The 11,234-nt window shown below is 49.4% G+C and carries 13 protein-coding genes and 1 pseudogene; 1 reads left to right on the forward strand and 13 read right to left on the reverse strand.

Features of this window, described 5'->3' with window-relative positions; translation table 11 throughout:
- Positions 1–25: 25 nt before the first annotated feature.
- The 6 genes from HY272_03050 to HY272_03075 all read right to left on the reverse strand — a co-directional run bounded on the left by HY272_03050 (position 26) and on the right by HY272_03075 (position 5,791).
- Positions 26–781 (reverse strand): hypothetical protein, encoded by a 756-nt coding sequence (locus HY272_03050; GenBank protein MBI3771660.1) that lies wholly within the window; start codon positions 779–781, stop codon positions 26–28.
- Positions 782–838: 57 nt separating this feature from the next.
- A complete protein-coding gene (gene hemN / locus HY272_03055) occupies positions 839–2,227 on the reverse strand; it encodes an oxygen-independent coproporphyrinogen III oxidase (GenBank protein ID MBI3771661.1) in 1,389 nt (462 codons plus the stop codon).
- A gap of 65 nt (positions 2,228–2,292) precedes the next feature.
- Positions 2,293–3,255 carry a 50S ribosomal protein L3 N(5)-glutamine methyltransferase gene (gene prmB, locus HY272_03060; GenBank protein ID MBI3771662.1) on the reverse strand — a complete coding sequence of 321 codons (963 nt, stop codon included), beginning with the start codon at positions 3,253–3,255 and terminating at the stop codon, positions 2,293–2,295.
- Positions 3,256–3,277: 22 nt separating this feature from the next.
- Complete coding sequence (locus HY272_03065; GenBank protein ID MBI3771663.1) at positions 3,278–3,976, reverse strand: hypothetical protein; 699 nt, start codon at positions 3,974–3,976, stop codon at positions 3,278–3,280.
- A 224-nt stretch (positions 3,977–4,200) separates the two neighbouring features.
- Positions 4,201–5,319: an alanine dehydrogenase gene (gene ald / locus HY272_03070; protein MBI3771664.1), complete on the reverse strand. Its 1,119-nt coding sequence runs from the start codon at positions 5,317–5,319 to the stop codon at positions 4,201–4,203.
- A gap of 88 nt (positions 5,320–5,407) precedes the next feature.
- Entirely contained in the window at positions 5,408–5,791 is a 384-nt protein-coding gene (locus HY272_03075; GenBank protein MBI3771665.1) for a response regulator, read from the reverse strand.
- Positions 5,792–6,705: 914 nt separating this feature from the next.
- Here HY272_03075 and HY272_03080 point away from each other — a divergent pair.
- Positions 6,706–7,048: pseudogene (locus HY272_03080) on the forward strand (HEPN domain-containing protein).
- Between the two features lie 37 nt (positions 7,049–7,085).
- Here the strand turns inward: HY272_03080 and HY272_03085 are convergent.
- From HY272_03085 to HY272_03115, 7 genes are all read right to left on the reverse strand, one after another.
- Positions 7,086–7,409, reverse strand: a complete 324-nt coding sequence (locus HY272_03085) for a hypothetical protein (protein ID MBI3771666.1) — start codon at positions 7,407–7,409, stop codon at positions 7,086–7,088.
- Between the two features lie 253 nt (positions 7,410–7,662).
- A complete protein-coding gene (locus HY272_03090) occupies positions 7,663–8,007 on the reverse strand; it encodes a hypothetical protein (protein ID MBI3771667.1) in 345 nt (114 codons plus the stop codon).
- 173 nt (positions 8,008–8,180) lie between these two features.
- Positions 8,181–8,525, reverse strand: coding sequence for a hypothetical protein (locus HY272_03095; protein MBI3771668.1), 345 nt, complete (start codon positions 8,523–8,525; stop codon positions 8,181–8,183).
- Positions 8,526–8,775: 250 nt separating this feature from the next.
- Positions 8,776–9,012: a hypothetical protein gene (locus HY272_03100; GenBank protein MBI3771669.1), complete on the reverse strand. Its 237-nt coding sequence runs from the start codon at positions 9,010–9,012 to the stop codon at positions 8,776–8,778.
- Positions 9,013–9,189: 177 nt separating this feature from the next.
- Complete coding sequence (locus HY272_03105; protein ID MBI3771670.1) at positions 9,190–9,537, reverse strand: hypothetical protein; 348 nt, start codon at positions 9,535–9,537, stop codon at positions 9,190–9,192.
- 26 nt (positions 9,538–9,563) lie between these two features.
- Complete coding sequence (locus HY272_03110) at positions 9,564–10,412, reverse strand: hypothetical protein (GenBank protein ID MBI3771671.1); 849 nt, start codon at positions 10,410–10,412, stop codon at positions 9,564–9,566.
- A gap of 82 nt (positions 10,413–10,494) precedes the next feature.
- Positions 10,495–11,022, reverse strand: a complete 528-nt coding sequence (locus HY272_03115; protein MBI3771672.1) for a transposase — start codon at positions 11,020–11,022, stop codon at positions 10,495–10,497.
- Positions 11,023–11,234: the final 212 nt, after the last annotated feature.

Here is an 11,234-nt window from a genome sequence, read left to right on the forward strand (position 1 = left end):
CTTTAGCAGCCTGCTGGAAATATGATCAGGGAACACAGACCTCATCCGAAGGACATTTAAAGAACCACAGCTGATACATCGACACACACCATTGATAGGCAAACGACAAGCCCATCACTGCACCGCTCATCACCACGAAATATCCAAAAGGATCGGCAACCTTGGTCAACCACCAGGAAAGGACGTCACCGAAAATAGCGAAAAAAGGCACAATGATGACCAGGTTCTTGACCCACTGCCGCCGCACATAGGCATGACTGAATACCAACCCCATAAAGGCAAAAATGAAGGTCAGTCCAAACAGGTGGATGTGCGATACGCGCACCAGAGTTCCAATACTCACTCCGGTATCTATCACCGCCACCTGGCTGGCATGATCGAAATCGCTCAGATTCGGGATATGCGGATTCGAGCCGTCGTGACACATTAAACAGCGCGTTTTCAGCACTGGCTTCACCGTACTTTCAAACGTTGCCTGGGTTGCGCCCGACTGTACCCAATCGATGATCACTACCTTTTCATTCTCGGGCAACATCCCGGCCATTGGCCCTTTGATTGCCGCTTCGATACGGCTATCCGACTTGTTGCCACGATAGGCGATCTGTATGTCGCGAACAGACAATCCGGGCTTGCCATCGCGTCCCGCATGCACTTCATAAATCTGAATCATGGCAAAGAGGTAACCTAAGCCCAGTGTTAGCAAGACCATGGTGTAGAGCAACTTCAAAGATGAAGGTAAATCATTGAACAGCGGATAACTTGACTTGATATAGCTATTCATTGAAAGGGCTCCGGAAAAAAGATTGGCGCGGCGGTGAACCGCGCCACTGAAAAGAGATTAAATTACCTTGGAGAATCGCTGTTCCGTTGCTTGCCGCAGATATTTATCGAACGCCATGCAAATATTACGAATCAGCAATCGGCCACCCGGCTGAACATGGATTGAACGCGCATCCACTTTAATCAGGCCATCGGTTTGCATTTGCTGCAGATCTGTTGCAGCATCGGTAAAATATTCATCAAAGTCGACGTTGTATTTTTTAGCAATCGCCTGTTTATCCAGTTCAAAATTACAAATCAACTGGGTAATCACTTCCCTGCGCAACAGATCATCGTTATCAAGCGCAATACCACGAAATACTGGCAGGCGTCCTTGATCGATACTGTGATAATACTCTTCCAGGGTACGGACATTCTGGCTGTAGCTATTGCCGACTTTACCGACCGAGGTTACGCCAAAACCGATCAGATCGCAGTCGGCATGCGTCGAGTAGCCCTGGAAGTTGCGATACAGTTGGCCATTACGCTGCGCCACCGCCAACTCATCTTCCGGTTTGGCGAAGTGATCCATGCCGATATAGACATAGCCTGCGGCCGCCAGCTTTTCACTCGCCATTTGCAGGATTTCAAGTTTTTCCGCCGCTGAAGGCAGCTCTTCAACATTGATCCGCCGTTGCGGTTTGAACATCTCCGGCAGATGGGCATAGTTGAATACCGACAGCCGATCCGGCGACTGCGCCAGCACTCTGTCCAACGTCTTGCCGAATCCCTTGAGTGTTTGCAGCGGCAGACCATAAATCAAATCGATGCTGATGGAGCGGAAACCCGTGCGGCGCGCTTCCTGCAATACAGCAAATGTTTCTTCTTCCGTTTGCAGGCGATTCACCGCCTCCTGCACGGCAGTGTCGAAATCCTGCACCCCCAGGCTCAGGCGATTAAACCCAAGCTGGCGCAACAGGGTGATGGTTTCCGGGCTTGCCTCACGAGGATCAATCTCGATTGAATATTCGCCGCTATCGTCATCACGCAGGGTAAAACTCTCTCGTGTCTTGTGCATCAATTCCTGCATCTGCTCGTGACTGATGAAGGTTGGCGTACCGCCGCCCCAGTGCAATTGATCGACAGGACGCGAGCGATCGAACAACTTGCTTTGCATCGCAAGCTCTTTATAAACGCGATTCAGATATGGCTGCGCCTTGGAACGATCTTTAGTCGCAATCTTGTTACAGGCACAATAAAAACAAACGGTATCGCAAAAGGGGATATGGAAATAAAGCGATAACGGGCGCGGCTGCGCTTCGCTATTGGTCGCCTGCGCCACCTGGCGATACTCTGCTTCGCCAAAACCGGTATGAAACTGCACCGCCGTTGGATAGGAGGTATAACGCGGGCCGGATTTATCGTAGCGTTTGATTAATTCCAGATCGAAGATTAATGATTGATCCACTGCACACTCCTAAAACCACCCTATCGTCGAATTATAAAGAATTTCTACGCCTAGGGTACTTCTGGTTAAACTGCCATCCGTTGGGAACGGGCGCGTTCAAAGCTATCTCTATGTTCTAACAAGGATTCGCAGGTCAATAAAAAGACACCATGCCCCCCACGTTCAAATTCCAGCCAGACGAAGGGAACCTCGGAGAAGAGATCAACCAGGGCGTGGCCGCTATTGCCAACCTCCACCACTAGACAACCGTGATCGCTCAAATAATCAGCGGCTTGCGCCAGTATTTGAATCACCACATCAAGGCCATCCTCCCCCGCCGCCAATCCCAGTTGCGGCTCGTGATGATATTCTTGTGGCAGCGCGGCCATGTCCTCCGCATCGACATAGGGCGGATTACTGACGATCAGATCATATTGGACACCCGCAGGCAGATCGGAAAACAAGTCGGATCGCAACGGATATACCCGCTGTTGCAGGTGATGACGCGCGACATTGATTTCGGCCACGGCCAGGGCATCGTCGCTGATATCGACGGCATCCACCTCCGCCTCGGGAAATGCATAGGCGCAGGCAATGGCAATACAACCGCCGCCAGTACACAAATCCAGCACTCTAGATACCTGATCCGGATCAAGCCACGGCTCAAACTGTTTCTCGATCAATTCCGCGATCGGCGAGCGTGGCACCAATACTCGTTCATCGACATAAAAATCCAGGCCTGCAAACCAGGCTTCATGCGTCAGATAAGGTGCAGGCAGACGTTCATTGATACGCCGGCTTAACAAGACAACCACCGCCCGGCGCTCGGATTCTGTGAGCCGTCCCTGCATCGCCTCCGGCGGCAAACCCGGCTTCAGATGCAAGGCATGCAGCACCAGCGTCAAGGCATCATCAATCGCATTGCTGGTGCCATGACCAAAACTCAATTCCGCTTCATTGAAACGGCTGGCGCCCCAACGCACAAAGTCAGCAATGGTGAACAACTGCGCGACTGCTTCTGCAGCACTTTCTTTGGATAATACAGACATGCAATTAACCCGGAAAACTTGCTTATGATGACTTCAAATATGCCGCGAACAGAAGTTTCATGCGCTCAAGAATCTCTGAGGTGCGCATGGGAAACATGCCGGAAAACACATCCCATCCCATCAGCGTTTTGACGCTGATCTCGGCCTCACCTGCGGCCCGCAGCCGCTGGGCAATACCATTATTGACCGTTTCCAACTGGCGGTACACCTCGAACAGGCCATCCAGCGTCAATTCGCCACCCAGCTTGGCCTGTTGGCGCACATACTGCCCTAAAAAGTACATGGAGACAACCCGGAATATGGTTTCTTCCTCGCTGGCCAGCGGCACATGGTAGCGGGCGATCGGGCGAAAAAATGACGAATGCGGACAACCGCTGGCGGCGATCACCAGCCCCATCAGACTGCCGACCCCATTTTGCACCGTCGTCGAAAGCGTGACGACTCGTTCCGCCGTCGTCACTTCCAATATTACTGCTTCCAAGGGATCAAGTTCGGCGCATTCTTCGATCAGTTTCACCAGGCTGAGCGCAGCGGGGCAATAGGCCTGCTGCGCCGGATTCAGTGGACAATTACTGCAACGATGATATTCGAGTGCTGTCCACGCCGGAGGCCTGGAGGGTTTACCAATGGGTTCCAAAGTATCGGCACGAAAGTTTTCAACAAAAACTTTTTCCCGGCCATCATTGAATCGGAATCGATAACGAACGTTAAAAACTTTCATTTGTACCCCTATAACCGCGATCTTTGCCGATAGACGCGTTACAAATAAAGCAACGATTCACCACAGAGGCACGAAGGACACAGCGATATTGAGCAGTAGGGGCGGGTTTGAAACCCACCCCTACAAACCTTCTCCCGGAGGGACGGAACAATAAAACATTTTTCAGTAAGCGCCTAAGCGCTCACTCCGTGTACTCTGTGCCTCTGTGGTGAATAATGACCAGGTCAAGCAATCCCCAACGCCGACTCCGCAGTCACATAAGAATAACCCAAATCCTGGGCCACGGCCTGATTGGTCACCTGTCCCAGACACACATTCAAGCCATTGCGCAAACCAACATCCTGCCGCAACGCCTCGACATGCCCCAACTTGGCCAGTTTTAATACATAGGGCAAAGTTGCGTTGGTAAGTGCCATGGTCGCGGTACGGGCACAAGCCCCGGGCATATTGGTGACGCAATAATGCACCACGCCCTCATCAATATACAGAGGCACCGAATGTGTAGTCGGGCGTGAGGTTTCAGAGCAACCGCCCTGATCGATCGCCACATCGACAATCACGGCGCCCTTTTTCATGCGCTTGACGAGATCACGACGAATCAGTTTTGGCGCCGCATGCCCCGGGATCAACACCGAGCCAATCACCAAATCCGCTGCCAACAATAACTCTTCCAGGGCATGCGCCTCTGAATAACGCGTCCGCAACGCCGGACCAAATAAATCATCCAGCGCCCGCAACCGTTTGAGATTGGTATCAAGAATGGTGACATCGGCGCCCAGGCCCAGCGCCATCTTCGCCGCCTCAGTGCCGACAATCCCGCCACCGACAATCACCACCTTACCCGGCGCAACACCGGGCACACCGCCCAACAACACGCCGCGACCACCGTTAATCATTTGCAGTGCTGTAGCGCCGGCTTGCATAGCGACCCGCCCCGCCACCTCACTCATCGGCACCAATAACGGCAAGCCACCTTGAGCATCGGTCACAGTTTCATAGGCAACGCCGACGATTTTTTGTTTTAGCAGATTTTTTGTTTGCTCAGGATCAGGCGCCAGATGCAAATAGGTAAATAACAACTGGCCTTCATGCAACAATGGAAATTCGCTGGCCTGCGGCTCCTTTACCTTGACGACCATCGAACAATCATAAACATCCTTCGGCCCGGCCACAATCTTGGCACCTACGGCCTGATACATATCATCATCAAAGCCGATCGCAGTACCCGCCTGGGTCTGCACCCACACTTCATGTCCGGCGCTTACAAGTGCCTGCACACCGGCAGGCGTAGCGCCGACACGAAATTCATGATCCTTTATTTCTTTGGGAATACCGATGCGCATAAATTCAGAAATCCTCCGTTATGATGTAATTCTGTGCGCCAGAATGAGTAAGGACGATTCACGAATCGCCCCTACCGTTAACCCGCCCCTACCGCCGGGCCCAAGAATCACGAATCTGTTGGGCCAGCGTCATCGGATCAAAAGGTTTGGCGATGACATCGAGCGCCCCCAAGGATTTAAATTGCGCCACCTCTTGTGGCTGCACTTTGGCAGTCATGAAAATTGCAGGCACTGAGGCCAGTTGCGGAATCTCCCGTAACTTACCCAAGGTAGTCGGCCCATCCATCCCCGGCATCATGACATCCAGCAAGAATAGATCGGGGTTAAACGCAACGGCATTTTGCAAAGCCTGTTGCCCGGAACCACAAATCTTTACTTCAAAGCCACCCACGGCCTCAAGCGCCAGCTGTGCCACAGCCTGAATATCCGGCTCGTCTTCAACATAAAGAATTTTGCGTAACTCATTAGCCATATACTCTCCTTGCCGCATCTTTACTGATGGTTGCGAGGCTCAGCATGTTTCTCGTTGATTACAAAAACATCTCCAGATCCGCCTCAATAATAACCATACTAATGTACAGATTAGTAGAGGTTTTCTCTAGTTACCAGACTATCGACCGCCTGCAGAAGAATGTTTAAATCAATCGGTTTTGGCCAATTAGGCTTATCCTGCCAAACGGCCTTTTTTCATATCAGTGACTGGGACGAAACTTCAACTGACGATAATAGGTTTAAGACTTCCTTGTCTAAGATACCCTCAATTCGATATCCTGATGGCGAATTAGGATTTTGAACAATATTTACAATTAATTAGACTCCCAGAGATAAGGTAATTGCAATCGCGGACATTAGGTCAGCACACCGGCAAGTACCATTTTGTGTGTCAATCCTGACCTTTTGGCCAAACGTTAAATTACAGTTCAAAAAACATCGACGGAGAAGAGATTATTGGTAGCACAGTCCGGCCCTCGCGCTTTAGCGCTCGGTCGTCGAACCACTGTTTGACCCGAGGGTTCGAACCCTTAAGAACAAATCAAAGTTAGGAAATTTGGAAATAATTTCGAGCAAAGTAAATTTGGCGGAGAGGGAGGGACACTCCACCAAATCACTTATTATTTTGAATAACAAATAGTTACGCAAATGTATAAGTGAGTTTGTGTACCAGTTAAGTGTACCAGTGATAGTGCCGCCATTTTTCGCGAAACCTTTTGGGACATCCAAGTCCCCAAAAGGAGCGAAAAATTGGCGGCAAGACTCGGGCTGTCCTGCGTCCGCGCAGATTCCGACAAAACATCCGGCCCTAGCCTACCCGGGGGCCAGCCGCCATCACTCGCTTACGCATTGTTTCCCTGGCGGCCGACTTAGAGCGGCGGCTTCAGTCAAAGTATGCTTGATGCCGGCGATGTCGATGGTGCATGTAACCGCGCCTATTACGCCATGTTCGACGCAGCACGTGCAGCATTGCTCGCCTCTAATGCACCTCTGTTCAACTCGAGAACATCAGAACACACACGTGTTTGATATCTGCTTTCAGCCTCCACCTCGTTAAAACAGGCCATTTCTCAGTAGAGATTGGCAAAACACTTTATAAAGACGAAGAACTCCGCTTTGCGGCCGACTACACAGGCGATCCAGTTGAACGGAAAAACGCAGCTGGGCAGCATCACAAGCTCAAGTATTTATCCAGGCAATGCAGACCATTATTACTGCGCGGGCTTCGGATCTATGAACTTGAACAGACTTACTACACTCTTATCTTGTCTGGATTATTTTAATACTCTGAAATCGCCTATCTTGGCATAAATTCCATCACAACCATTATCCCAAATTTGAACTCTCTTACCTGTTGTAAATGCTGTTGTAACTAACACTGCATAGGCCTTATCGACCGTCGAATCAAATATCCACCAGAAACTAGCACCATTACAGGTGTTGTTAGCTGATGTTTGAAATGTAAAATTACCCGCCCCCCAAGAACGAATTAGCTTAATATCAGTTTCATACATTGCTGCGCTTGAGGACATTGATATTAGCGCCAATATTACCGTGCCTAGGATTCGTTTCACTAAAGAATTACTAAGAAAATTCATATTCTATCATTTCAGCATATGTAATAAAGCAATCAACAACAATCAGGGGCGGCACACAATCTCACCTCACCCTCCTATGTTTATCCTCCACACCCATCGCCCGCTGACGACCGCTGCGACATGCACGACAATTGAGCATAGTTCCGATCCGATCCCTGATAGACTCGGAACCAAGCCAGCGGAACCAAGAGAGCTATCGTTTATTCCACCGCCTATCCAGGATTATATTTCACTTCATCCGGAGTACAGTTGCTTAGTTTTTTATTGATATATATCGATATGGATAGACCAAGCCAAGATTCAAATTATCGTACCCGTTATAGCAATCGTAAATATAAAATTGTACTTGTTTACCGCCCATGAGCGCCGCCAAAACCGTTGCTTTAATAAAATTATATTCAGAAGCAGTGTTTTGAACGATTACCCCATAGTTACTTCCACATCCACCAGGATTACCAAACGCGCCTACAATTAACATCCCATCATTGGTTGTTATTATCTGCGATGGAACAGCCCAAGCGGTATAGCCTGCCCCAGCTTGCAATGATGGCGCGGACGCCAAAAGAATTAATATGACGACTATCTTTAATCTTTTCATATTTCTCAGTTACCCTCAAAATCAATAAGCGACAAAACCATGACATCGATCCATTTAATCATTTCCTGAAAAGTTCCCACCATACCACCAGCCATACCAAAATCAGTCTCAACGTTTTCATTCCAATATTCCGGCCGTGTTTTGTAACAAGGCTGCTGGTTTAATATTTTTATTTAATTTGTGATGTAGAAATAGCTAATTGCTTCCATATTGGTAAATGATACCGGACAAGAACCGGTGCCAATTATTGCTACTTGTTTTCCTGTAGTATATGCAGACAATAGGCCCGCTAGCAGCACCTTCCCTTCTGCGGTTTTTCCATCAAACGCAAAGGCAGATGGGTTGCCACCACTACATGATGGTGACGATAATGGATATCCAGTTCTTGCGCCATTCGTATATACAACCACCTGTCCATCATTAAAAAAGGAGGGGCTACTGATTGTTCCGCTAGCCGCAGAGCCAGCATATGAATTAACAGAAAACATAACAATAACAAGCCCTATCAATTTTTTCATTTCTCACCTCGTAATAAACACAATCAAAGTCGGAGCGCGATTTCCTACACCCACCAATACACACCACGCCCCCACGGGCGGCCGGATTGACCAAGACGTGAACGACGAACTCACGTTGGGCCTCGTGCCACCGGACTCGCTAGTGCAGCTCTACAGCTTTAACCAAACAATATCCTCGTGTATTACGGAAGTTATCATCCCAATATATCTTCACGGGCCTGCCACTAACCTTTGCGCTCAACAAGAGTGTCTAGATTTTTGTATCCGCTCCAATACTTTCGAAATAGACCATGCCATCAACCAAAGGACAAGCACCCAACTGGACGGTACTGTCGAACATAACATTTGGCATATCTCGTACCACAGTGTTTGGATCAGCAGTTGAGTCAGCGCCAACAAAATTCACAGTAAACGTTGCCGACCCATTTGCAGCATTCGCGGCAATGGGTAAAAGCATAATTATTCCGGCGAGAGCCAAATATCTCATTATCATTTATCCTCTACACTTCTGTTCTACAGCTGTCAAACAGGAAACGACTGTTTCTTTTTAAATCGCTTTCATAGCTAATCGCACTATGCTATCCAATACATACCACTTCTCTCACATCCATCATCACCCGCAAATGTTGGGCTTTGTGCTTCAGCCAAATTCACCAATCGAAAATTAATTTCCCAAATGATTAAACACACCCACCTGTATATTAGTAATCGCAGGATGGCCACTCGCAGTACAGCCGTTATACCAAATCGTTATCGTTTTACCCGTGGTGTACGCAACATCCAAGCTACTGGCAACAGCTGCCAAATCGGTGTTACCGGGAACATTTCCGTCATAGATCATCAGACCTTGCAGTGGACAACCAGTACCTGTTAATCCGCCTACGCCAGCCCCAACTCTTTTTGCGTCCCAATAAGTACCCAAAAGAGTACCTGTCCACGAGCCACTAGCCGCAAATACGACTGATGACGCCATTGAACCCAAAAGAATTGCTACCTTAATTAGCGATTTCATGATTTACACCCTTCTTCAACAACCCACTAGTTCAGCAACAAGGAGTTGATAATCGAGATAATCGCCGGAATCAATTTGTTATCCAACAGTGGATTTATGTCCAGGTTATCATTTACACCATCGCCATCAGTGTCCTGAAGGAATGGATTAGTGCCTTTTTGCGATTCCGCAAGGTTGGTTAGCGTGTCGCCATCGTAGTCGGCGCTGACTGCAAAACTAGTCCCTGTTTGCGGGCTTAATGAATTGAATCCGGACCCAGCTGCGCCACCCGGTATCGCACTGTATTTATTTTCCCAGATGTCTGGCATGCCGTCGCCGTCATCATCTTCATCCCAGGTATCGGGCGTGCCATCGCTATCAGTATCTGGCCCCCAGTTAAAGCTGGTGGTGACTGAATCAGCGTTCACTGCCACTGAATTAGCCGTTGGGTCTCCCGATATTGAATAAAGCAAGGTGAATGGCGAAGCAGTTGTGACTCCAATTTTCTTAAATCTGACTACGGCGACCTGGCCATAACTACCGGGCGCAATGCTGGCATTCGCTTGCGAATACATCATCACCCGCAATGCCGATCCGTTCTGCGCTGCTGCATTTTGATCCCTATTCGTTAATGGCGAGACCAAAGCACCGGGGGTTACCGATACATATTGCAAGGTAGATGCGGGGTAGAACAAATCGAATTGCAGGCCGGCGATTGGGTTGTAGTTTGCAGTGGTGGCGTTATTGGTAAGCTCGACCGTGACATCCACATAAGGGTAGTTGGTGACGCTGCTGGTGATCGTGTATCCAGGGATAGCGTAGGCCGCCTGCCCGATCATCCATATCAGCAGAATAGCCGGTACGCGTTTCATCCCCAGAAGTATTTTTTTAATCATTTTTCTCACCTTAACGTCATGTTTTGTGATTGCGTTCAATTTAACAAGCGTAGCCCGGATGGAGTGAAACGGAATCCGGGGTTCATTCGCCATAAGTTTCATTCGGTTCGTTAACCGCGCCCGCCCAGTCAACCGGATAGATACCCTTTTGCACATAGCGATGGAGCGTCGAATAGGGCCATTCGTTTACCCGTTTCGCCCAGCCGTGTTTCACTGGGTTGTAATGGATATAATCCACGCACCTCTCCAAATCCTTTTCATCACGTACCGTATGCTCCCAGTACCGCCGTTGCCACAGGTCGTATTCGCCTTTTTCGTTGCGCATCATTTCCACACCCGCCCGGGCAAGGGTACGTGTGTAGCGGGATTTGATCATCCGCCAGCGCCCCGCATAGTCTTCGTCTCCCGGCGGCAATGTCCACACCGCGTGCAGATGATCCGGCATCACCACCATGGCGTCGATGTTCATCGGCCGTTCGCGCATCACAACACGAATAATCTCGCGCAATTCGGCCACATGTTCCACCAACCGCCGCGATGCGCGGTCTCGTAACGTGACCGTGAAGAAATAGGTTCCTCCCGCCACACGGCTGCGTCGATAGGCGACCATCATTACCGCCCGTCGTTTATATCCCCGGATTCCATTTCATTTCATCCAGATTACACGCCATCAAAAAACATCAAGGTAGCCCGGATGCAGCGCAGCGAAATCCGGGATATCATTCCGCACCCCATAATGCCGTTCGTGTTCGTATCAACCCGCATGTTCATCACATCCGTTCCCCGGATTCCATTTCATTCCATCCGGGCTACGCTTGCTTT

This window comes from Gammaproteobacteria bacterium (assembly GCA_016200485.1).
GTDB lineage: Bacteria > Pseudomonadota > Gammaproteobacteria > Tenderiales > Tenderiaceae > JACQEP01.

Bases quoted from the DNA above. Each gene is read 5' to 3' on its own strand.
- HY272_03050 (MBI3771660.1), bottom strand. From the start codon at position 781: ATGAATAGCTATATCAAGTCAAGTTATCCGCTGTTCAATGATTTACCT.
- prmB (MBI3771662.1), bottom strand. From the start codon at position 3,255: ATGTCTGTATTATCCAAAGAAAGTGCTGCAGAAGCAGTCGCGCAGTTG.
- HY272_03065 (MBI3771663.1), bottom strand. From the start codon at position 3,976: ATGAAAGTTTTTAACGTTCGTTATCGATTCCGATTCAATGATGGCCGG.
- ald (MBI3771664.1), bottom strand. From the start codon at position 5,319: ATGCGCATCGGTATTCCCAAAGAAATAAAGGATCATGAATTTCGTGTC.
- HY272_03075 (MBI3771665.1), bottom strand. From the start codon at position 5,791: ATGGCTAATGAGTTACGCAAAATTCTTTATGTTGAAGACGAGCCGGAT.
- HY272_03085 (MBI3771666.1), bottom strand. From the start codon at position 7,409: ATGAATTTTCTTAGTAATTCTTTAGTGAAACGAATCCTAGGCACGGTA.
- HY272_03090 (MBI3771667.1), bottom strand. From the start codon at position 8,007: ATGAAAAGATTAAAGATAGTCGTCATATTAATTCTTTTGGCGTCCGCG.
- HY272_03095 (MBI3771668.1), bottom strand. From the start codon at position 8,525: ATGAAAAAATTGATAGGGCTTGTTATTGTTATGTTTTCTGTTAATTCA.
- HY272_03100 (MBI3771669.1), bottom strand. From the start codon at position 9,012: ATGAGATATTTGGCTCTCGCCGGAATAATTATGCTTTTACCCATTGCC.
- HY272_03105 (MBI3771670.1), bottom strand. From the start codon at position 9,537: ATGAAATCGCTAATTAAGGTAGCAATTCTTTTGGGTTCAATGGCGTCA.
- HY272_03110 (MBI3771671.1), bottom strand. From the start codon at position 10,412: ATGATTAAAAAAATACTTCTGGGGATGAAACGCGTACCGGCTATTCTG.
- HY272_03115 (MBI3771672.1), bottom strand. From the start codon at position 11,022: ATGGTCGCCTATCGACGCAGCCGTGTGGCGGGAGGAACCTATTTCTTC.